Consider the following 22,398-nt stretch of genomic DNA (forward strand, 5'->3'; position numbering starts at 1 on the left):
AATCAATAATAACGTGTTTGATATTAAACAAAAAGTAGGTGTTTTGGGAGGAGGGCAACTTGGGCTGATGCTCCTGCAAGCGGCGGTCGACTGGAACTTGCACGTCAAAATCCTAGACGCTGCCGACGCACCATGCGCTGCTATTGCGCCCGAATTTGTTGAGGGTTCTTTACAAGATTACGAGGCCGTGTATCATTTTGGGCAAGACGTAGAAGTTTTGACGATTGAGATTGAAAAAGTAAACGTGGAAGCGCTCGAAGCACTGGAAAAAGAAGGTAAAAAAGTTTTTCCACAGCCCCATGTGATCCGACTGATTCAGGACAAGCGTACCCAAAAGCAATTTTATCGTGAGCATGGCCTGCCTACTGCCGATTTTGTATTGACTCAAAACCGTGAGGATGTCAAAAACTACCTTGATTTTTTACCCGCTTTTCACAAATTAGGTAAGGACGGGTACGATGGCAAAGGTGTGCAACGTATCGCCTCCGCCGAAGATGTATCTAAAGCATTTGATGCGCCAGGTTTGTTAGAAAAGGCCGTAGATTTTGAAAAAGAACTAGCGGTGATTGTAGCACGAAACGAACGCGGCGAAGTAGCTACTTTCCCTACTGTGGAGATGGTGTTTCATCCCGAAGCCAATTTGGTGGAGTACTTATTTGCCCCCGCCGAAATTTCGGAGGCGATTGAAACACAAGCCAAAGACCTGGCTATCCGTACAGCGCAAGCTATTGGTATTGTAGGGCTTTTGGCCGTCGAGATGTTTTTGACCAAAGATGGACAAGTGTTTATCAATGAAGTAGCACCTCGCCCTCACAACAGCGGTCATCATACCATAAGAGCTAATTTTACGTCTCAATTTGAGCAGCATTGGCGTGCTATTCTCAATTTGCCCTTGGGCGATACCGCCGCTTACACACCCGCTGCCATGGTCAATCTACTGGGTGAAGAAGGACATACGGGTGTCGCCCATTACGAAGGCATGGAAGAAGTATTGGGCGTACATGGTGTTTACCCTTTTTTATACGGTAAAAAAATTACCAAGCCTTTCCGGAAAATGGGACATATTACCGTCACTGACAGCACCTTGGAGGGTTTAAAACAGAAGGCGGATTGGGTTAAAAATGCCTTGAGAGTAATCTCAAAATAACGAACCAATAGGGAGAACGTAACGTTAGATAAACAGAGACTTTCTGAGTTTACAATATTGATTGAAGCTAAAACTTGGAAAGTTTCGTTTATTAGCTAAAGAAATATCACCATTAGCCATTGATATGACACCCAATCTCCCCAAAACCGAACTCAAACGCGTTGTGATTATAGGCGCGGGGTTTGGTGGGCTTACGCTTGCTCGTAAGCTGTCGCAACGTTCTGATTTACAGGTTGTACTAATCGACAAAAATAATTATCACCAATTTCAGCCGCTTTTTTATCAAGTGGCAATGGCAGGGTTAGAGCCTAGCTCTATTTCTTTTCCGCTCCGAAAGGTGTTTCAATCCAAAAAAAATGTTCACATCCGAGTCACAGAGGTGGTGAACATTGATACAACTGCCAATGTCATTGAAACTAAACTAGGGCCTGTCGAATACGACTACTTAGTATTGGCCACGGGGGCAGATACCAATTTTTTTGGAATGAAAAACATGATGGAAAATGCCCTTCCGATGAAATCAGTGTCGGAGGCTTTGGCCATTAGAAATCGGATGCTCCAAAATTTTGAAGATGCCCTCAGTGTCGAAACCGTCGAAGAGCGACATGGATTGATGAATGTGGTCATTGTAGGTGGTGGCCCTACGGGTGTGGAAGTAGCGGGGACCTTGGCCGAAATGAAACGCCACATTCTCCCCAAGGATTATCCTGAACTCAACTTCGACTCCATGCAGATATATCTTTACGAATCTTCGCCCGAAGTGCTGGAAGTAATGTCTGACCAATCTTCTAAAAAAGCCAAACAGTATCTGACAGATTTGGGCGTAAACTTGCGCTTAGGCGTAAGAATCATCGATTTTGACGGTAAGTATGCTACCACCAATACGGGTGACCGTATTCGTACCAACAACTTGATTTGGGCGGCAGGAGTGAAGGCCAACGGACTTGAAGGAATCCCGGCGGAAGTATATGGCCGAGGGGGACGCATCAAAGTCAATCGTTTTAATCAAGTCGAAGGTTTGCCCAATGTATTTGCCGTAGGAGATGTAGCCTTGATGACCGAAGAAAAATTTCCCAATGGTCACCCCCAACTAGCCCAACCTGCCATGCAACAGGGTGAATTGTTGGCCAAAAATTTAGTCCGAATCATCAAAGGTGAAGAGCTCAGACCTTTTGTGTACAACGACTTAGGATCTATGGCTACCGTAGGTCGAAACTTGGCCGTGGTAGATTTACCTTTCTGGAAGTTTCAGGGCTTTTTTGCGTGGATGACGTGGATGTTTGTCCACTTGATTTCAATCGTCGGGGTCAAAAATCGATTACTGATTTTTATCAACTGGCTTTGGAATTATATCACCTATGACCAGTCTTTGCGCCTGATTATCAAGCCCAAGATTTTGAAAGAAAAAGAACCGACGCCCGTTTTAGAAAAAGAAATAGCTTAAAATAAAAGCAAAGCTTTCTAAAGATATGGAGCCTCTTCGAAGCTATTTTTAGTACATATCTCTTGTTCTAAAAATAGCTTCGGAGAAGTTAATTATATGTGGTTAGCTACAAAAACCTTGTGTTTTTACCTTGCGCATCCTACCAATCTTATGTTTTAGGCTAAACTGCGTAGCCAATACACCCCTACGGTAAATAGTACGCCCCATATCACCCCCCAAAGTAGCATATGGCTGATGATTAAAAAACGGGATACCTTGAACGAAACGGCAATCAACGTACCACCAATGGGCGTAAAAAGCAGAGGAGTCAGCAAGGCAATCCCTGTGATACCCGCCTTTTTCCAGACTTTGACAGCCATACGGGTACGCTTACTAAAAAGACGGGGTTTTTGAGAACGATAGCGTGCGATTAGGTTCTGAATAGCAGTCCCTAAAAATACAAACAAAACCACGCTCAGCATCATGCCAATGATGGTACAAAGGACGGTTTCCCACCATTCGAGTCCTAGGGCTACTCCCGTAACGGGGCCGGCAAAAAACTTCAACATACTCGCAATAATCACCGAACTGTATTTGGCCCAAGGCATTAGAAGATGTGGTATTTTGTGAAACGAACGCTTGAAATAGATGTTTGTATGGTAGATACCATCTAAAATCCCAAAGATACACTTAAATTCAAAAAACAATTTGTGTAAGTTTGAGCCAAATATCAGAAGCTAATGGAAATCCTTGAACAAGTACAAAAATACGGCTATGTGCGCGAAACTGTCGCACCCGAGATTGACCTCGTTGCCGAAATCAACCGCCTGCGGAAAGAAAAAAACGCCGTCATATTGGCTCACTACTACGTAGATGGCGCCATTCAAGACCTTGCAGATTATATTGGCGATAGCTTGGGGCTTTCGCAGCAAGCCGCAAGTACGCCTGCCGATATGATTGTATTTTGCGGGGTTCACTTCATGGGAGAGACTGCCAAAATCCTCAGCCCTGAAAAAAAGGTGGTGATTCCTGACCTCAACGCAGGCTGCTCACTGGCCGATTCGGCACCAGCCGATAAGTTTGCGGCTTTCAAAGCCCAATACCCCGACCACCTCGTGCTTTCGTACATCAACTGCTCGGCCGAAATCAAAGCGCTTTCGGACATTATCGTGACTTCGTCGAATGCCGTAAAAATAGTAGAACAAATCCCTAAAGACCAGAAGCTTATCTTTGCACCTGATGCCAATTTGGGGCGCTATGTAGCCAAAAAAACGGGCCGTGATATGGTGCTTTGGGACGGTGCCTGTATCGTACACGTGGATATTTCGGAAGCAAAATTGAAAGCTTTGCGCGAAAAATACCCCAATGCTTTGCTCGTAGCCCACCCCGAATGTAAAGACAATATTTTGCTTCAAGCAGATTTTGTGGGCTCTACCACGGCTATTTTGAAGTTTGTGAGCGAAAGTCACCACGACGAATTTATCGTGGCGACCGAAGCGGGGATTTTGCATAAAATGAAACAAGCAGCAGCGGGTACGGGCAAAAAAATCATCCCAGCACCCGCTACCGAAAACAATACTTGTGCTTGTAGCGAGTGTCCATACATGAAAATGAACACGGTCGAAAAGCTTTATAATTCACTCTTGTACGAGCAACCCGAAATCACGGTTCCTGAAGACATCCGTCTCAAAGCCTATGATTCGGTAATGCGAATGCTAGAAATGAGCAAAAATTTGTAGAATGCCTAGCTTGTATATCATTGCAGGCCCCAATGGAGCAGGAAAGACTACGGCGGCTTCAACTATTTTGCCAGAAATGCTTAATTGTAAGGAGTTTGTTAATGCAGATAATATAGCCGCAGGACTTTCTCCATTCAATCCAGAAGGAGTAGCGTTTGAGGCGGGGAGAATTATGCTCCAACGAATACGTTATTTACTATCAATACACGAAGAATTTGCATTTGAAACAACTTTGGCTAGCAAGACTTACATCTCTTTGTTAAGAGAAGCGCAATTACTAGGGTATAGGGTTGTTTTGGCGTTTTTCTGGTTACCTTCTTTTGCTATGGCTGTTGAACGGGTAAAGCAGCGAGTTATAGAAGGTGGGCACCATATTCCATCTGATGTAGTAAAACGGCGTTATCAAAGAGGACTTGAGAATCTATTTCATTTGTTTATTCCAGTATGTGATCATTGGGTTCTTATTGATAACTCAAATTTGACTCCACAAATAATTGCAAATGGGGATAAAAATGGGAGTGTAGAGGTGCTTAATAAGCTAATCTGGGAACAAATCATTAACCAAATCAATAAAAATGAATAGTAAGGAGTTGTCTGAAAAAATCTTGACAGGTACCGAAAAGTCACTGAACTTACTGGTACGAAAAAAAGCATTTTTTGGTCAGTCGTTTGTAGTTGCTGATGAAAAAGGTGGTGTTAGCCGCATATCTGCTAAGCAACTTTTAAAAAAGAAATAAAGGAATTTATATTTTAACTAATCAAATACTGATTAATGAAACCCACCCTTTTAATCCTTGCCGCAGGAATGGGCAGCCGCTATGGCGGTATCAAACAGCTCGATCAGTTTGGCCCCAACGGCGAAACCATCATTGATTATTCTCTTTATGATGCCATCCGTGCTGGTTTTGGCAAAGTAGTGTTTATCATCCGCGAAGAACTACGCAATGATTTTGAAGAAGTGTTTGGCCCCAAACTCCAAGGAAAAATAGACTACGACTACGCCATCCAAGGTTTTCAGAGCTATGTGCCTGAGGCATTGGGCCAAATCGAACGTGCCAAGCCGTGGGGAACAGGCCACGCCATGCTATGCGCTTGGCAGCAGACCGATACGCCTTTTGCGATTATCAATGCCGATGACTTTTATGGGTTGGAAGCTTTTGAATTAGTGGCTGATTTCTTAAAAAATAGCACCGACGATACTGAGCATACCTTGATTGCGTACGAAGTCAAAAAGACCTTGTCCGAAAATGGAACCGTATCAAGAGGGGTGTGTGAAGTGAATGACAGTGGCTATCTCGACGTAGTGACGGAGCGTACCAAGATATTTCCGCAAGAAGACAAAATCTTCTTTGAAGAAAACGGCGACCTGACCGAACTTACGCCCGAAACGCCCGTTTCGATGAATTTTTGGGGCTTTAAGCCTTCGGTATTTCCGATTACGGAGGCATTGTTTACCGAATACGCCCACCAAAACTACAATGCTCCCAAAGCCGAATTTTATATCCCAGTAGTGGCTACGCACCTTATCAAAAGTGGCGCCGGACGTTTGAAAGTGATTCCGAATGCTTCGGAGTGGTTTGGGGTGACTTATCCCGAAGACAAGCCTACCGTACAGGCAGCCCTCCAAAAACTACACGAAGCTGGCAAATATCCCGATCGGTTGTGGTAAGAACACACAGTTGTTATGCCGCCTTGTTATGCCGTCTTGTCATGCCGTAGGCATCTACAATCAACCTAATTTATGCTGACTTTAGATGCCTACGGCATGACAAAGTAACTATTCATTGTTATGAAAACCATCCTCGTCTTTTTAGTAAGAGCCTATCAGGTGATGTTGTCGCCTTATTTGCCTAACTCTTGCCGTTATACGCCTACGTGCTCGCAGTATATGATTGAGGCGGTACAAAAACACGGGGCATTCAAAGGGGGCTGGATGGGTCTCAAGCGCATTGGCCGCTGTCATCCTTGGGGTGGGCATGGGCATGACCCTGTGCCGTAGTTTCTTATTTTTAAGCCACTAACTATGAAATATCCGCGTAAACTTTCTTCAGGAGTCAACAATACCGTCATTGTTTTGTCAGACACTGAGGTAGCCAAACTGTATCTGAAAGATACGCGCTCTGATATTGGGTCGGAGGCTGAGAAGATGAAATATGCTAATGGTATTAATGGATTGGTGGTCAGATTTGTAAGGTTGGATTATGACGAAAGTTTACAGGCCGAAATGCTCGTAATGGAGCGCATTCGTCCGATAGATTATCGTGCTTATGAAGTCGAAATACGCGAACTCTGGTTAGATGTATTTGAAGATGGACTCCGGGCTCTTCATCAAGCAGGGTTTGTGCATCGCGACCTCAAGCGCCCCTCTGATATAGGCGGTTTATTGTTTGACAATATCTTACTTACCGAACAGGGCTTGCGCCTCATCGACGTGGGGATTTCGGCACTGCGCTCACAAGTAGGTTTGAAAATTTTTGAAAAGTACGTAGATGCCGAATTGTAAGAAATGCAGCAGTTTAGAACCTATTTCTTAAACAGATAGTATCTCTTGGGCGAATATTGGTTATGCAAAAGAGATTTTTGCGTAGTTTTGGGCTAGTGATAAGCACAACATCTGACGAATGATACGGCGTATTGACATTGAAAATTTTAAGAGCCTTAAAAATATTACCCTTGATCTACAAAGAGTAAATGTTTTGATTGGCCCTAATAATTCAGGAAAAACGAACGTATTGAATGCTATCGAACTTTCTTTGAACCATGAGAAGGTGAAGCAATTGGGTCAAAATGAAAAATCTCGATTATTATATAAATTTGGGCATAACAATATTCCCAAAATAATCATCGATTTTAGTCTTCCTGATTTGGGCGATACTCTTCAGCTAGAAGTTACTATCTTTCCTTTAAAAATACCCCAAATTAAGTTTAATACAAACCGTCCCTTGATACAGTCTAGCTTTGAAAAGCATTACAAGAGCGCGAGGGTTTATTCAATCAATACGCATTACCTCACCAAATCTTATCCCCTTTTACCCGGTAATGAGCTTGTGCATAGCGATGCGGCTAATTTGGTCGCTTTCCTAGATTTTTTACGAGACCATCATCCTGACGTATTCCAAAATATTCAACGGGATTTGACAAACTGTATCCCCGAAATTACCCAGATTAGGTTTGACAACGTCAACCCGACCGAAGAAGAAATAAGAAAATTTGGTGATAAAACTTTTAAGAAGATTGGTCTTTTCAGCCAAGATACGCAACAAATATTTTGGTCAGAGGAGCTATCAGAAGGAATATTATACCTTTTAGCGTTATTGTGTATTATCCATCAGCCTCATCCTCCTAGATTGTTGTTGTTGGAAGAACCTGAAAGAGGCATTCATCCACGACGAATCAAAGAAGTTATCGGTTTTTTGAAGCAATTGGCCTATCAACGCGATATTCAAATTATTTTAACAACTCACAGCCCCCTTGTTTTGGACGAATTTGCGGAGACACCTGAAAGCGTTTTTGTTTTTGATAAGGATGCAGAAGGAGCTAGTACTGTCAATAATTTGCAAAAAGATGTCATTGAGCCTTATTATCAAAAATGCTCAGAAAAAGGGATTGTGCCTCATAATTATACAGATGCTTTGGGCGACAATTGGACGATAGGGTTTTTAGGAGGGGTTCCAAAATGAAGACATTAAAATATGGGTTTTATGGAGAAGATGATGCTCAAAAGATATTTCTTACAAATTATTTGAAGCAGCTTTCACAGGTAAAATTTGAGCTAGACGAAGAGTTCTGTAATAGGTTTAGAGCGCGTAATAAAAAACAAGTGGATGAAAAATTTAGAGAAGTGAGTGAGCAAGGTCTTCTTTGGTATCAGCATGATGTCTTTTTTGTAGGTAGAGATTTAGACAGTCATTCAAGCAATGACTATGAGCTTAAGTTTGAGTGGTTTAGGCAGCGTTCATCCCATTCTCCCAAAATACTCTTTATGATTCCCGTTCAGTGTATAGAGCATTGGTTATGGTATCTTAAAGTAAAGCAGGATAATCCGCATTCTACAAAGAATGAGACGCTTGAAACAAAGCCAAGATACGACGCAAAAACCGCCGTTTATGGAATCCCCGAAGCTGTCAATGCCATTTCTAATCCTACTGTGGATCATCTTACTCGGCATTTTGACATTGACTGGTTAGATAGCCGCTCGAAAAGTTTTCGTCATTTTCATAAACAAATACAATCATTTTTAGAAAACAAATTGGATTAGTCCATGCCTTTCACGCTTCCTATATTTTTGGTCATGGCTCTTTCATCGGTGGTGGTGGGGGTCTATCTCGAACGCAAAATCTCGGCCTTCATCCAAGACCGACTTGGCCCTATGGAAGTGGGAAAATGGGGCTTACTACAACTCGTGGCTGATTTGCTAAAACTACTTCAAAAAGAAGACATAGTACCCGCCGCCGCCGACCGCAAACTTTTCTTGATTGCGCCTTTGGTGATTTTTACGGCTATTTTTGCGGGCTATGCAGTCTTGCCATTAAGTCCTGATTTACAGGGTTCTACTACGGCAGTGGGGATTTTTTATTTGCTTACGATTATCTCCGTAGATGTCATTGGTATTTTGATGGCAGGCTGGGGTTCTAACAACAAATTTGCACTTTTTGGAGCGGTACGTTCGGTCGCGCAGATAGTATCTTACGAAATTCCGCTGGGATTGGTCATACTATGCGTCGTCATGACCGCCCAAACCCTCGACTTACAGACGATTAGTTATCAACAAGGGCTTTACTCAGAAGAAACGGTCTATCTTTTTGGTCTCAAGTCCTTGGGAATTGACATCACGGGGATTGGGGGTTTTTTGAGCTGGAATATCATCAAAAGTCCTTTTTTGTTGATTGCTTACATTGTGTTTTTTATCACCACGCTGGCCGAATGCAATCGTGCCCCTTTTGATATTCCCGAAGGTGAGTCAGAATTAGTAGGAGGGTTTCATACCGAATATTCAGGAATGCGCTGGGCGCTGCTGTTTTTGTCCGAATACGCCATGATGTTGCTTGTGTCGTTGTTGGGAGCTATTTTGTTTTTGGGAAGCTGGAATACACCCCTACCCAACATCGGCCCGCTACGCCTTGCCGACTGGACGAGTGGCGCTCCTGGTACCATTTGGGGCAATGTCACGGGTGCTTTTTGGCTGATTTTCAAGGCTGGAATTGCCATTTTGATACAAATGTGGGTACGTTGGACCTTCCCCCGTTTGAGGGTAGATCAGCTCATGTTTTTGTGCTGGAAAGTACTTACACCTGTGGCGTTGATTCTCTTTCTTATCTGCGGAATTTGGCGCTTGTTGATGGTTTAAAAAATAAATCCAACAAAAAATTGGAATTTTAAAAATACTTTTTTCTACTTTTGTGGCGTCAAACTAAACAAAACACGTCCGATGCTTTTTACTTCCTATGACATACTGAGCACCACCGCCACCGCGAGAACTCGTGGGTGCAGGGGGCATATAGGAGTCGATTGTGACGTATTTTAGGTAGCTATCAAACCTCAAAATATACCGCCCGACTCCCCTGAGTCGGGCTTTTTATTGACTGAATCACCCCCAATACAATCAAAATCATGAACAATTTATTCATTCACATCCCTATCCCGTCCGATTCGTATGCTTCGTGGCAGCAGTGTATCTCGTGGGGATTGGTGTGTGATACGGCAACCAAGGTTGCAAAAAATATGATTCTGGAGGTCCGAATACAAGTGGATAGGTAGTGTCAGCGATACTCCCTTCACTTACCCCCGACCTGCAGATGAGCAAGTCGGGGGTTTTTGTTTTTAGGCTGTTGGTAGTCAATAATTTTAACAAAGAAATGAGCAATCATAAACATATATCAAGACAGCGCCGAATGTGGTTGAAATACGAACAGCAACAGCAAGAAGCGGCGTTGGCGGGGGCTTTAAAAGAATCATCAAAACGCCACCGAAATTTTTTGTACGTAATACAAGAACTCAAAAAAGAAGAATTTAACCATGCCTTAGGGCAGCAAGACCGTCGTTATAGTGAGTTGAACGGGTTTTTGAACGACGAAAATTGGGTCAAACTAAAAGCAAATTTGCTAGAAGGGCTAGAAATATTGACCGAAGCCTTGGAGAAAAAATGTCCTGAGTGGTTTAGAGATACGGATTATCTGATTGCGTTGTTGATGGTAGGGCGCTATCGCAAGGCTTGGCTCAACCCGCTTGAAACATGGCGACCCAAAGCCAAAAATGATTATGGCAGGTTTATGGAGTTGGTGTCTCACTTGTTTTTGAAATACGAAGCACCACGGTTTTTGTATCACGCTTTTTTTCATCCGCAAGATTATGCTTACCTCGGCACATTCATTTTTTTGGGCAATGGCGGAAGTATGAAAGAGGTTCATTTTTCGGTGAAATTAACCAAACGAATGCACTATTATTTTTTGCATGCACCTGAGGGCTTGAGGGTTACGCAGGCGGTACGGTGGGCGCAAGTATGCGGCATGGGCGGTGATTATGAATTAGCCCATCGTTTGGCTTATTCGTCATTGGGTTATGATGCCAAACGTGATGAAGCACTTTGGGAAGATTTCGTTAGGATTTTGATACAAGGTGGGATGTTTAATTTGGATAAAACGACTGAGCTAATTGACTACGTGAGGGCAAGCTGTCAGCAAAATCCCGGGTATTCGTTGAAAGGTCGCACTTTGCAGTCGCTTTTGCGTCAAAGTGCCGAATGGCATCACCAAATGGCAAGTGTGAAAGGCTTAAAGCAGCTTGTAGCTTGGCAAGGAATGAATTGGCCGGTTTTTGAAATAGTAGAAGGCAAAGAGGAATGTGCTATTGCCTACAAAATGGTAGAATTGCTGTCCAACAAGGAGTTGCATGACGAAGGGCAGCGAATGCACCATTGTGTGGCGTCTTATGCCGAAGATTGTTTTTTGGGGAAAACACGTATTTTTTCACTGAGAAGCTATCAATTTGGTGCCGAAGAACGCCTCGCTACTATCGAAATTGATGTGCGCCAGCGGCGCATTGTGCAGGCCAAATACCGCTACAATCAAAAAATCAGCGATAAAGCTAAAGACCTATTGAATCAGTGGGCAGTACGTCAAAGGCTCGTATTGTCGCGCTATCTTTAGCAAGATGCTGAATCATTAAGTAGAAATAACTCATAACCTTGTAGTAATGCCGAAGGACAGGTTTCAGGGAACAAAAGTTGAATAAACCACAAACGATGATTAAAGAAATAAAGTTGGAAATTAGCACTTCTGCCTACCCTTTGGCAATACAGTGTTATGTGGCGTTTTTCTTCAAGTCAAACCCTTTTGAACAATAATAAAATGAGAAAATTAGCAAGTATTCAAAAAATTAAAGCATTAGAACCAATTGAAGGTGCTGATGCAATTGAAAAAGCGACTGTATTAGGTTGGCAGTTGGTTGTAAAGAAAGGCGAATTTAATGTAGAAGATATGGCTGTTTATTGTGAAATAGATAGTTTAATGCCCGATAAGCCTGAATTTGAATTTCTTAAACCACGAGGCATGAGAATAAAAACCGTAAGGCTTCGTGGTCAAGTATCGCAAGGAATTTGTTTCCCCTTATCAATTTTACCAAGCGATTTTGCAGTTGTTGAAGATGCTGATTGCACTGATATTTTGGGGATAACAAAATACGAACCTGCTATGCCAGCTTGTTTAAGTGGTATTGCAAAAGGCAAATTCCCTTCTTTTATTCCTAAAACTGATGAAACAAGGGTTCAAGTTCTTCAAAAAGTATTAGATAAATACAAAGGCGAAAAATGTTATGTAACTGAAAAACTTGATGGTAGTTCGGCAACATTTTATGTGAAGGATGGCGAGTTTGGTGTATGTAGCAGAAACCTTGAACTAATTGAAGATGCTGAAAATAGCTTTTGGAAAGTTGCAAGGCAAATGGATATTGAAAGAAAGTTGCGTTCAATCGGCAAAAATATTTCCATTCAAGGAGAACTTATTGGGGAAGGTATACAAGGTAATAAGCTGAAACTGAAAGGACAAACAGTCAAGTTTTTTAATGCTTTTGACATTGACAAATTTGAGTATCTGAATTTCTTTGACTTTAATAAATTGATTGGGGAACTTAAATTACCAATAGTACCAATTGTTGCATTGGATTACGAACTGGAAAACGATATTGATGCAATAGTTAAAATGGCAACAATTAAAAGCCAAATATTAAAAGATGTTTGGGCAGAAGGAATTGTAATTCGTCCTTACACCGAAAAGATAGACTTGCTTTTGCTAAACGAAAACTTTGACAACGGTCGAGTTAGTTTCAAAGCTATTAACCCTGAATTTCTGTTGAAATATGGTGAGTAGTTGGTGTACTAAAACAACTCATAACAGAGGAACACAATCAAAACATGGAAACACAAATTACGTTGGAGGAAATCTTAACATTGGGAGATATTCCCGAAAACCTCCACGCTACGTTTTTACGCGTAGCCAACGGCTTACTTCATCGCGCCGAATACCCACGCGAAAAAGTCCTGGGACTGATGGCGCAGATGCTCGACAACCCTAAAAAATATGCTTATTCTAAAAATAAAGTAACCAACTTAGCCAAGGCTGTATGGGATTTGCACCGCACAGGACAAAGCATCGTTCTTTCGGAAATTGGGAAAGATTTGTTACCACCACCTGAAGAATTTTACGTATTAGAATCAGGTGAAAAACAAGGTGTTAAAAGCTTCGATTTACGTACTGGGCCATTACCTTATGCGGTGTTTGGGCGTAGCTACATCGAAGACGGTGCCTTGGCCCAAATGCAAACAGCGGCAAGCCTTCCTATCTCGGTGGCGGGGGCGCTGATGCCCGACGCGCATCAAGGGTACGGCTTGCCGATTGGGGGTGTTTTGGCCACTACTTCCAACACCGTCATACCGTTTGCAGTAGGGGTAGATATTGCCTGCCGCATGTGCCTGTCGGTGTTTGAGATGCCTGCCGATTTCTTGAAAAGAGAGCCTCATTTGTTGAAAAAAACCTTAGCAGAACATACTAAATTTGGAATCGGAGGTGAAACTCGCGAAAAATTTGACGAAAGTGTGATGGATTTGCCTGAGTGGAATGCCACCAAGGTGATTAAAGACTTGAGAGACAAAGCCTATCGCCAACTCGGTACCTCCGGCACGGGCAATCACTTTGTGGAGTGGGGCGTGGTAGAAGTATTGGAAGAGGATGAGCTGCTAGGATTGCCTGTGGGGACTTACATGGCGCTGCTTTCGCACTCAGGGTCGCGGGGATTTGGGGGAAATGTGGCCAATTATTACTCAAAATTGGCGATGCAAAAAACCAAACTTCCCAAAGAAGCAGCGCATTTGGCGTGGTTAGATTTGGACACGCAAGAAGGGCAAGAATATTGGATTGCGATGAACTTGGCTGGAGCATATGCTTCCGCCAATCACCACGAAATCCACGCTAAAATAGCTCATGCCTTACATGAGAAGCCACTAAAAATGGTTGAAAACCACCATAATTTTGCGTGGAAAGAAACCTTGGTTGATGGTACCGAAGTCATTATGCACCGCAAAGGCGCTACGCCGGCGGGAGTAGATGATTTGGGGATTATTCCGGGGTCAATGATTCATCCCGGATTTGTGGTGAGAGGCAAAGGAAAAGCCGAGGCATTGTCGTCGGCATCTCATGGGGCAGGGCGCGTGATGTCGCGTACCAAAGCACTTAATAGTATCACTCGCCACGACCTCAACAAGGCCCTAACAGAAGCGGGAGTACAGCTGATTGGAGGGGATTTGGACGAAGCCCCGATGGTGTACAAAAACATCGAAACAGTGATAGAAGCACAAAAAGACCTCGTGCAAGTGCTGGCAAAATTTACGCCTAAGATTGTGAGAATGGCCGATGCCAACCGAAAAGAAGGGCGTGAAGATTGAATCGGGTAGTTTCAAAAAAGACCGATGGTTAGATTGTTTACCATCGGTCTTCTTTCATTGTTGGTAGAGCGTACACGGTGACTGAATTTTCAAAACCTCAACAACGCGTGGTTTTGAAAGATACCTGATACATTTTGTGGTACTTAATCGACTTTTCGGGTTCGAATTTTTTCATAACGTAGCTATAATACAGCCATGTAAACCCTACAAGCATCACCAAGGGCAACAATACATCTAAAAAACGTAACCAAGCTTTGGGGTTGGTTTTGTTGGTAACTGATGATGTGTTCATTTGAGTAAAGAGAGTGTTGAGTAATTCTATTACAAATAAGGCATTTTAATTCCCAAAAAACCATCTTGTGGCGTGGACAAAATGGCCTAAAACGTGGACAAAATGGCTATTTTAGGGAGAATACTCTCAAAGATGCTCCAACAGTAGTTTGAAATCAGTGTCTTCTTGATGAAACTCTAATTTTTTACGAAGTCGGTAGCGGGATTTGCGCAGAGACTCCGTAGAAACCCCTAGCATGTAGGCCATCTCTTTGGAGGTCAAATCTAGTTTAAGCAAGGCTATCAATCGAATTTCGGCTGGGGTGAGATCAGGATATTTGAGGTGAAGATTGTCAAAAAAATTGGGATAGACTTGTTCAAAAAGGTGTTTGAAGTATTTCCAATCATCATCGGTCAAGATGGTACGATGGTGCAAAGTTTCGAGCAGAGTAGGGTCATACTGCAACCCTTTTTGGGAGTCCAATTCTGCGCTCATTTTTTCGATAAGCTCATTTTTATTTTTGATGGATTCCATATAATGAGCGAGCTGTGTGGTCGCCTGAAGGAGCAGTGCTTCCGTTTGCTTTTTTTCGCATTCTTGTACTACTTTATCGCGCAATCGACGTCGATTCAAGTAAAAAATAAACACTGCCGACGCAATCAGAATAAAGGCAATGATAAAGTTTCTTTTCCAGACGGCTTTATCTTTTTCGGAGGCTATTTCTTCTAAATCATTGATGTATTTTTCAGCGGCGATTTGGGCGTGAGCTTTTAGCAAGATTTTATTATCAAATACTTTTCGGAGCGAATCTTTCAATACTGCTAGTGAATCGCGGTACAATAAAGCGGTAGTATAATCTCCTTTTTTTTGGTAATAGAGGGTTTGTACATCATAATACATCACCCCAAAGTTGGTCCAAATCCACCTTGGGTGTAATTTTAGGGATTTGGCGATGAAGGTGTTGGCTTTGGCTGTACTATCCAACTTTAGTAAGGAATAAGCAAGATACAAACACGTGATAGCGCTATTTTCTGGAAGCGCTTTTTCATTGGCCGCAAGGTCGGCATAGAGGTAAGGGAGCGATGCTTTATAATGCTTTTGGAGCCTTAGGGTATTTCCATAATTACCACTTGCAATACCAGTATAATCTCTAGAATTTACTTTCTTAGCTATTTTGAGGGTTTCCAAGAAAGCTTTTTCGGCATTCTTATAATCCTTCATTTTGAGATAGGCCATCCCTTGGTTATTGAGCAAAAACTCATTCATCATTAGGTTTTGCGTGTTGTACTTTTGGGCTAGTATAGAATACTTAATAGCCGAAGGATAATCTTCAAAATAATAGTAAAACTCAAAATAAACGCTTAAGTAAAGGGAGATTTCGGGAATATTTTCGTAGCCTATCTGTTCAAAAGTTTGATTGGCACTTAGTAGAAGCTTAAAGGCTTCGTTGAAATTGAGTGCTTGAAAGTACACATAACTAAGATAAATAGAAAAGGCCGCCCTGATGATAGGGTAGGGGCTTTGGTCAAAAAAAGCTTGTTTATTTTTGAAGAAGGCTGTGCGCCCGGCTGCATCATTGTTAAACCTAAGAAGTTGTTGATGATTGGCTTTATAAATTTGGGCATACCAATAAATAAGCATCTCATTACGGGCTTTGGCTTCGGCCAGTAGCGTATCGTACATTTTGAAGAGCTTGACAGTGTCGCTTTGAAGACCTATTTTGTCGGTGTATAAAATGAGTTCAGGGATACGTTTTTCTTCAGGAAGTGTGAAAATTCGCTCAACTTGGGCATATGAAATCGATGAGTGTAGAACACCCAAAAACATCACTATCCAATATTTACTTATTTTATTAAAATAAGTGTAGCGTTTTCCCATTATAATAACCCTAGTAAATTGTCTCTCATTGTCCGAAGCGTGGGCTTCTGATGATAACTTTTCGTAACGATGGCTTAACCACAGTCTAATGATAGATTGTGGCATTATAGAGAGGTAGCAAATGGCAGTTGTCAAAATTAATAAACACCTCCAAATTAACCAACTTTTGCTTCAACAATCCTATTCCCTCCCAAACCCTGACAGGGTTCAAATAGAAATCCCTATCTTTGCACACATTTTTATCATGGCCTAGCCACAGGTGGTGTTTTGTGAATACCTGTGGGCTGCTGTCTAAAGTCAATATTTTATCAACACATGATTTCGAAGACCTACAATCCGCGTGACATTGAAGACAAATGGTATAGTTTTTGGCTTGAAAATCGCTATTTCAACTCAAAACCCAATCCTGACAAAGAACCCTATACGGTGGTGATTCCACCTCCCAACGTAACGGGGGTACTTCACATGGGGCATATGCTTAACAATACCATTCAGGATATACTCACCCGTAAAGCGCGTATGGAAGGCAAAGAAGCATGTTGGGTGCCAGGGACTGACCACGCCTCTATTGCTACAGAAGCCAAAGTGGTAGCGATGCTCAAAGAACAGGGCATTCAAAAAAGTGATTTGACTCGCGAAGAATTCTATAAATATGCTTGGGAATGGACCGACAAATACGGCGGGATTATCCTAAAACAATTACGAAAACTAGGAGCATCGTGCGATTGGGATCGTACTCGATTTACGATGGAGCCACCTCTGTATGATGCCGTCATAGATACGTTTATTCATTTGTACGAAAAAGGCTATATCTATCGCGGACATCGGATGGTCAACTGGGACCCCCAAGCCAAAACCACCGTGTCGGACGAAGAGGTGATTACGAAAGAAGTGATGTCGAAGTTGTCTTACTTGCGCTATCAAATCGCTGGAAGTAACAATGAATACATCATCATCGCCACGGTTCGCCCCGAAACCATCATGGCCGACTCGGCGATTTGTGTTCACCCTGATGATGAACGTTACAAGCATTTACATGGCAAAAAAGCCCTCATTCCGCTCATCAACCGTGAGATTCCAATCATTACTGATGAGTATGTCACCATGGACTTTGGAACGGGTGCTTTGAAAGTAACTCCTGCTCACGACCAAAACGACTATGAGCTTGGACTGAAGCATCAGCTCGAAATCATCGATATCTTGACCGAAGACGGAAAGCTCAATGAAAAGGCTCAGATTTTGGTAGGAGAAGACCGCTTTGTGGCTCGCAAAAAAATCATCAAGTTGCTCGAAGAGGCGGGCAATTTAGAAAAAGTTGAAGATTACAAAAGCAACGTAGGTCATTCAGAACGTACCAATGCCGTTATTGAGCCACGTTTGTCTTTGCAGTGGTTTGTAAGAATGAAAGAGCTATGTCAGCCTGCGCTCGAAAATGTCATGAACGACACCATTCAGCTACATCCACCTAAGTTCAAAAATACATACCGAATTTGGATTGAAAATATCAGAGATTGGAATATTAGTCGTCAGCTATGGTGGGGACAGCAGATTCCGGCTTATTACCTTTCTGACGGTACGGTGATTGTGGCCAAAAACAAACGCGAGGCCCTGCGTAAAGCCCAACACGAAATGCAGCTTTTTGCCTTGACCGAAGCCGACCTTACCCAAGACCCCGACGTAGTAGACACGTGGTTTAGCTCTTGGCTTTGGCCTATTTCGGTATTTGATGGTTTCAAAGACCCCAACAACGAAGACATCAATTATTATTATCCTACCAACGACTTAGTGACAGCCCCCGAAATCTTGTTTTTTTGGGTCATGCGGATGATTATTGCTGGTTATGAGTTTAGAGGCGAACCTCCTTTCCGCAATGTATATCTGACGGGAATCGTACGCGATGCCAAAGGTCGTAAAATGTCAAAATCTCTCGGAAACTCTCCCGACCCACTTGTATTGATAGACCAATACGGAGCAGATGGTGTACGTACGGGTATGCTCTTTAGTTCGCCTGCGGGAAATGATTTGCTATTTGACGAAAAACTTTGCGAACAAGGCCGTAATTTCTGCAATAAAATCTGGAACGCTTTTCGTTTGGTAAAAGGCTGGACAGTAGCCGATTTGCCTGCTTCTTCGGCTTTGGCGGTTGAGTGGTTTGAGGCTAAGTTTAATGATACCGTAGCCGAAGTACACGATTTGTTCAACAAATACCGCCTCTCAGATGCGCTCAATGTCGTTTATAAGCTTATTTGGGATGATTTCTGTGCGCAGTATTTGGAAATGATAAAACCCGAGTACGGTCAACCTATTGACAAAATCACTTTTGATGCCACTATCGATTTCTTTGAACGACTCATGGCGTTGACGCATCCGTTTATGCCGTTTATTACGGAAGAAATTTGGCAGGATATTCGTCAAAGAGGCGAAAAAGAAAGCTTGTGTGTAGCCTCCTTTCCTATTGCCCAAGCAGCAGATAAAAAATTGATTGCCGATTTTGATATTTTCTTTGACATCGTCACCAATGTCCGAAATTTGCGCAGTACCAAAAACATCAGCCCTAAGACGTCACTGCCACTGACCATCAAAACAGAAAATAAAGAACTTTATCAAAAGTTTGAAGGCTTACTCGTAAAGATTGCTAATGTATCTGATATTCAATATACTAGCGACCAAGCCGAAGGGCTTTCGTTTTTGGTGAAAGCAGATGAGTTTTTTGTTAATTTAGCAGGAGAGCTAGACGTAGCTGCCGAAATCGAAAACCTTCAGAAGGAATTAGAATATACCTTAGGATTTAAGAAATCGGTAGAAGGCAAACTCTCAAATGAGCGTTTTGTGCAAAATGCTAAAGCTGAAGTCGTAGAAAAAGAGCGCCAAAAACTAGCCGATGCAGAAGCCAAAATCGCCACTATTCAAGAAGCCTTGAAGCGTTTGGGGTAGCATGGAACATTTTATTTCATCTATTATAATAGCATTATTACCTTTTATTTTTACTGCTAAAATCTCTCCTCCAAATGTAGTACAACTGAGGCGTTTGGAGGAGTTGATTCCAATCTTTAAAAAGAATGATTTAGTTCTAGGGTTTAAAATCATTTTAGTTTGGTGGCCTGCACTAACCTTTATCTTTGGTGTCATATTTTGGGGTTTACTAGTATATTTTGAACCTTCTTATCCTGAAGCAAGATTCTACTTATCAGCACTTTATGGAAAAGATAACCTGTTAAGTTTCGCGATAGGTATAGGTATGTTGCTTGGGCTGGGATTGTTACCTCTTGCTATTATTGTTTTTTTAAAAAATAAGTACGCTCAAGATTTTGAGTTATATCTTTTCTACACTTACCAAGAACTGAATATCAGCTTGCCTGCCTTTGCTAAAGGCTTTGGACTTTTTTGGGGTATTGTTAGTGGGATGTTATTATTGATAATGGATGGGGCATATTTTAAAGTTAATGATACGTCGATTGAGTTTAGACATTTTTTTTCTTTCAGTGTCGCTAAGTACTCCTTTGAAGAGATTCGAAAAATAAGCTTTTCATCTACTACAAAAGCACCTAATGGAGACATTGTTATGCAAGATAGGTATAAAATAACTTTTAAAAACGGTACATCTTGGGTTATGGATGGCTGGCTTTCTGGAAATGCCCCAATTGATAGTGTAGCCGAGTTTTTATCAAAACGAACTCATTTGAAAATTATACATGAACCATTATCAGAGTAGAAATTTCTACCCTTTAAAAGAATTTCTAGCGGTGTATACCTGCCAACCACACGTAACCAGGTAGCAAGCAATAGTCCCAAAAATAGGAATCGCTACTATAAGCATAGGGTTGAAAGGGAGTGCTTGATGTAGTAATGTGACCAGGGTGAGCCCCACAATCGCCAAAAATGACATGACTAGTATGCTTTTATAGAAAGTGTTGAAAGTTTGGCTTTTGAAAACATGATAATATACCAATCCATAACCTACAATAGCCACCATACTCGTCGCCACTATCGTAAACCTGCTCAGAAGGATACATATCCCAAAAAGTAAGATAATTAGTAACGGCAATAAGGCATTTGGAAAAAAATGATGGGTTTTAGGAGGAAATAACAGCGGCTTTTGTTCGGGAAAAATCAAAAACTTTAGACTATTCCATTCATAAAGAAGCGCAAGTATATTGAGTAGCGTAAATATTGTATCCACGTAGGGTGTTCCTTGCCATTGCTGCGAAATCGTCACCATCAAAATGCCCAAGTTCATCGGGATGAGCATGATAAGCCCTAACAGTGAATAGCGCTGCGACAGTACGAACGCACCTACCAAGACTTGAGAAATGGCAATAAAAAAGCCAAAAGTACGTAGGCCGTAAGGCGTGAGTTGCTGGATAAGGAGCGGTGGGCCTATCAACTGACCAAACTGTCCTTCTGTAAGTTTGCAGAGACCAGACGAAGTAAATAAATATCCCAAAAAGAGACGTATCAGTAGTACATTGAAATCTTTGAAAGTCATGGTTGGAGGGAAAGGTTATTGGGGAGACCAATCTAGAAAAGACCTTTCAAAATGCCAACCAAAAGATGATAGAAGGTAATAGGAAGAGGTAGAATGACAAAAAGCGCAACCCAAAATGGATGCGCTTTTTGAAAAGTGTCTAAACCTTAACTAGTAAGGGATAGGCAATACTTTACTTTCTTTAAAAGTAGAGAGAATGACCATAGTTTGGGTATTGGCTACTTCTTCGATTTCATTGATACACTCCAATAGTAGCTTTTGATAGGAGGCAATGTCTTTTGAAATTACCTTCAACAAAAAATCACCCGACCCAGTGATGTGATGACATTCTATGATTTCGGGAATCTCATTGACTCTTTTAACAAATGATTCTGTTACGTCTCTTTTGTGACCTACCAATGTGACTTGTATGAAAGTTGTAACGCCGAGGCCGACTTTTTCGCGATCCAACTGTGCGTGATAACTTTGGATAATACCGTGCTGTTCGAGTTTCTTTACCCGCTCAAGAGTAGGGGCGGGAGAAAGACCAATTTCTTTCGAAAGTTGTGCATTAGTGATTTTGGCATTGGCTTGCAAAATATCCAAAACCTTGCGGTCTATTTGGTCTAATTTCATGTGGGGATTAATGAATTTTAATAAAAAAGGCACTAAACAAATAATATACTGCAAATCTAATGATATTGTGGAATTATTTTTTATTAAAACCGAAATTTTATTCAATAAAACCAAACAAAAACTAACTTTTGTGAAATAAATAGGAATATTTTAAAAAAAAATAAAAATTATTTAACTGGTTTAATCACAAAAAAATCACAAAATAGTATTATTATTGGGCTTTAAAATTTGATTGTATGTTATGAAACAAAAATGTGTTTTTCTTGATCGTGACGGGGTTCTCAACCAAGACCTAGACGGATATTTGTATCAAGTAGAGGAGATGATTATCCCAGAGGGGGTAGTAGAAGGGCTTCAGCAGATGAAGAATGCGGGCTACCTACTGATTGTAGTTACCAATCAAGCTGGGATTGCAAAGGGGCTTTATACCCGCGAAGATGTTTTGAAATGCCATCAGTATTTCCAAGAGCAATGTGGGTATTTGCTTGATGACCTGTACTATTGCTCGCATCATCCCGATTACGACAGCCGTTCGTTGATGCGCAAGCCGGGTTCGCTTATGCTCGAAAAAGCGATTGCCAAATATGACATTGACATTACGGCTTCTTGGATGGTAGGAGACCGTGATAGAGATATGCAAGCCGGAAAACGTGCTGGGGTACAGACAATACATCTAACTCCTGACCCGAATAAGTCGGCAGGAGATAAGCATGCCTCCAATTTCTTGGCCGCAACTCAGTTAGTAATACAGACTCCTTAAGCTTTTTTTGCTGATTTTACGGAGCTATCATAGGCAGGGCAATACCCTTTGCGGTTGCAGCTAGAAGCAGCTAGCACTACCAAAATCAATGCGAAGGAAAGGACTTTTTTCATGATCTATATTAGACATATTCCCTTGGGTCGCA

23 protein-coding genes are annotated in these 22,398 nt (G+C 41.9%); 18 read left to right on the forward strand and 5 right to left on the reverse strand.

All coding sequences use genetic code 11. The annotated features are described in order from the left end of the window. Nucleotides 1-13: 13 nt before the first annotated feature. Complete coding sequence (locus G563_RS0131865) at nucleotides 14-1,147, forward strand: 5-(carboxyamino)imidazole ribonucleotide synthase (RefSeq protein WP_084651026.1); 1,134 nt, start codon at nucleotides 14-16, stop codon at nucleotides 1,145-1,147. Between the two features lie 124 nt (nucleotides 1,148-1,271). Beyond that, complete coding sequence (locus G563_RS0131870) at nucleotides 1,272-2,591, forward strand: NAD(P)/FAD-dependent oxidoreductase (protein ID WP_028668907.1); 1,320 nt, start codon at nucleotides 1,272-1,274, stop codon at nucleotides 2,589-2,591. A 155-nt stretch (nucleotides 2,592-2,746) separates the two neighbouring features. On the opposite strand, the gene G563_RS0131875 is transcribed toward G563_RS0131870, so the two are convergent. Next, the gene (locus G563_RS0131875; RefSeq protein ID WP_028668908.1) at nucleotides 2,747-3,178 is read right to left on the reverse strand and encodes a hypothetical protein; all 432 of its coding nucleotides are present in this window, start codon (nucleotides 3,176-3,178) and stop codon (nucleotides 2,747-2,749) included. A gap of 132 nt (nucleotides 3,179-3,310) precedes the next feature. Between G563_RS0131875 and nadA the strand changes: the two genes are divergently transcribed. From nadA to G563_RS0131935, 13 genes are all read left to right on the forward strand, one after another. After that, entirely contained in the window at nucleotides 3,311-4,309 is a 999-nt protein-coding gene (gene nadA / locus G563_RS0131880) for a quinolinate synthase NadA (RefSeq protein WP_028668909.1), read from the forward strand. 1 nt (nucleotide 4,310) lies between these two features. Next, on the forward strand, nucleotides 4,311-4,892 hold the full coding sequence (locus G563_RS0131885; protein ID WP_028668910.1) for an ATPase: 582 nt from the start codon (nucleotides 4,311-4,313) through the stop codon (nucleotides 4,890-4,892). Continuing rightward, nucleotides 4,885-5,046, forward strand: coding sequence for a DUF8506 family protein (locus tag G563_RS38330; protein ID WP_157585766.1), 162 nt, complete (start codon nucleotides 4,885-4,887; stop codon nucleotides 5,044-5,046). The genes G563_RS0131885 and G563_RS38330 overlap by 8 nt, the downstream gene beginning before the upstream one ends. Nucleotides 5,047-5,081: 35 nt before the next feature. Next, the gene (locus G563_RS0131895; protein ID WP_028668911.1) at nucleotides 5,082-5,978 is read left to right on the forward strand and encodes a nucleotidyltransferase family protein; all 897 of its coding nucleotides are present in this window, start codon (nucleotides 5,082-5,084) and stop codon (nucleotides 5,976-5,978) included. 120 nt (nucleotides 5,979-6,098) lie between these two features. After that, entirely contained in the window at nucleotides 6,099-6,308 is a 210-nt protein-coding gene (gene yidD / locus G563_RS0131900; protein ID WP_028668912.1) for a membrane protein insertion efficiency factor YidD, read from the forward strand. A 24-nt stretch (nucleotides 6,309-6,332) separates the two neighbouring features. Continuing rightward, the gene (locus G563_RS36435; protein WP_051211335.1) at nucleotides 6,333-6,812 is read left to right on the forward strand and encodes a hypothetical protein; all 480 of its coding nucleotides are present in this window, start codon (nucleotides 6,333-6,335) and stop codon (nucleotides 6,810-6,812) included. A gap of 118 nt (nucleotides 6,813-6,930) precedes the next feature. Beyond that, on the forward strand, nucleotides 6,931-7,989 hold the full coding sequence (locus tag G563_RS0131910; protein ID WP_028668913.1) for an AAA family ATPase: 1,059 nt from the start codon (nucleotides 6,931-6,933) through the stop codon (nucleotides 7,987-7,989). Beyond that, nucleotides 7,986-8,567 carry a hypothetical protein gene (locus G563_RS0131915; RefSeq protein WP_028668914.1) on the forward strand — a complete coding sequence of 194 codons (582 nt, stop codon included), beginning with the start codon at nucleotides 7,986-7,988 and terminating at the stop codon, nucleotides 8,565-8,567. The genes G563_RS0131910 and G563_RS0131915 overlap by 4 nt, the downstream gene beginning before the upstream one ends. A gap of 3 nt (nucleotides 8,568-8,570) precedes the next feature. Then, nucleotides 8,571-9,656 carry a complex I subunit 1/NuoH family protein gene (locus G563_RS0131920; RefSeq protein ID WP_028668915.1) on the forward strand — a complete coding sequence of 362 codons (1,086 nt, stop codon included), beginning with the start codon at nucleotides 8,571-8,573 and terminating at the stop codon, nucleotides 9,654-9,656. Between the two features lie 263 nt (nucleotides 9,657-9,919). Continuing rightward, complete coding sequence (locus tag G563_RS38335; RefSeq protein ID WP_157585767.1) at nucleotides 9,920-10,066, forward strand: hypothetical protein; 147 nt, start codon at nucleotides 9,920-9,922, stop codon at nucleotides 10,064-10,066. After that, the gene (locus tag G563_RS0131925) at nucleotides 10,066-11,454 is read left to right on the forward strand and encodes a PcfJ domain-containing protein (protein WP_157585769.1); all 1,389 of its coding nucleotides are present in this window, start codon (nucleotides 10,066-10,068) and stop codon (nucleotides 11,452-11,454) included. The genes G563_RS38335 and G563_RS0131925 overlap by 1 nt, the downstream gene beginning before the upstream one ends. 156 nt (nucleotides 11,455-11,610) lie before the next feature. After that, nucleotides 11,611-12,672, forward strand: coding sequence for an RNA ligase (ATP) (locus G563_RS0131930; RefSeq protein ID WP_211235327.1), 1,062 nt, complete (start codon nucleotides 11,611-11,613; stop codon nucleotides 12,670-12,672). 44 nt (nucleotides 12,673-12,716) lie between these two features. Next, nucleotides 12,717-14,243 (forward strand): RtcB family protein, encoded by a 1,527-nt coding sequence (locus G563_RS0131935; protein ID WP_028668918.1) that lies wholly within the window; start codon nucleotides 12,717-12,719, stop codon nucleotides 14,241-14,243. Nucleotides 14,244-14,340: 97 nt separating this feature from the next. Here G563_RS0131935 and G563_RS0131940 read toward each other — a convergent pair whose 3' ends face one another. Next, nucleotides 14,341-14,535 carry a hypothetical protein gene (locus G563_RS0131940; RefSeq protein ID WP_028668919.1) on the reverse strand — a complete coding sequence of 65 codons (195 nt, stop codon included), beginning with the start codon at nucleotides 14,533-14,535 and terminating at the stop codon, nucleotides 14,341-14,343. Between the two features lie 126 nt (nucleotides 14,536-14,661). Next, nucleotides 14,662-16,392 (reverse strand): tetratricopeptide repeat protein, encoded by a 1,731-nt coding sequence (locus G563_RS0131945; protein WP_169579829.1) that lies wholly within the window; start codon nucleotides 16,390-16,392, stop codon nucleotides 14,662-14,664. A 315-nt stretch (nucleotides 16,393-16,707) separates the two neighbouring features. Here G563_RS0131945 and G563_RS0131950 point away from each other — a divergent pair, with 315 nt between their 5' ends. Both G563_RS0131950 and G563_RS0131955 read left to right on the forward strand, forming a co-directional pair. Next, nucleotides 16,708-19,326 (forward strand): valine--tRNA ligase, encoded by a 2,619-nt coding sequence (locus tag G563_RS0131950; RefSeq protein WP_028668921.1) that lies wholly within the window; start codon nucleotides 16,708-16,710, stop codon nucleotides 19,324-19,326. Between the two features lies 1 nt (nucleotide 19,327). Next, nucleotides 19,328-20,104 carry a phage tail protein gene (locus G563_RS0131955; RefSeq protein WP_028668922.1) on the forward strand — a complete coding sequence of 259 codons (777 nt, stop codon included), beginning with the start codon at nucleotides 19,328-19,330 and terminating at the stop codon, nucleotides 20,102-20,104. 6 nt (nucleotides 20,105-20,110) lie between these two features. Here the strand turns inward: G563_RS0131955 and G563_RS0131960 are convergent, their stop codons facing one another. Both G563_RS0131960 and G563_RS0131965 read right to left on the reverse strand, forming a co-directional pair. After that, nucleotides 20,111-20,878, reverse strand: coding sequence for a hypothetical protein (locus tag G563_RS0131960; protein WP_028668923.1), 768 nt, complete (start codon nucleotides 20,876-20,878; stop codon nucleotides 20,111-20,113). Nucleotides 20,879-21,028: 150 nt separating this feature from the next. Next, nucleotides 21,029-21,493 (reverse strand): Lrp/AsnC family transcriptional regulator, encoded by a 465-nt coding sequence (locus tag G563_RS0131965; protein ID WP_028526450.1) that lies wholly within the window; start codon nucleotides 21,491-21,493, stop codon nucleotides 21,029-21,031. Nucleotides 21,494-21,734: 241 nt separating this feature from the next. On the opposite strand from G563_RS0131965, the gene G563_RS0131975 reads away from it, so the two are divergent. Next, nucleotides 21,735-22,253, forward strand: a complete 519-nt coding sequence (locus G563_RS0131975) for a D-glycero-alpha-D-manno-heptose-1,7-bisphosphate 7-phosphatase (protein ID WP_037328765.1) — start codon at nucleotides 21,735-21,737, stop codon at nucleotides 22,251-22,253. Nucleotides 22,254-22,398 lie beyond the last annotated feature (145 nt).

This window comes from Runella zeae DSM 19591 (assembly GCF_000423565.1).
Classification (GTDB): Bacteria; Bacteroidota; Bacteroidia; order Cytophagales; family Spirosomataceae; genus Runella; species Runella zeae.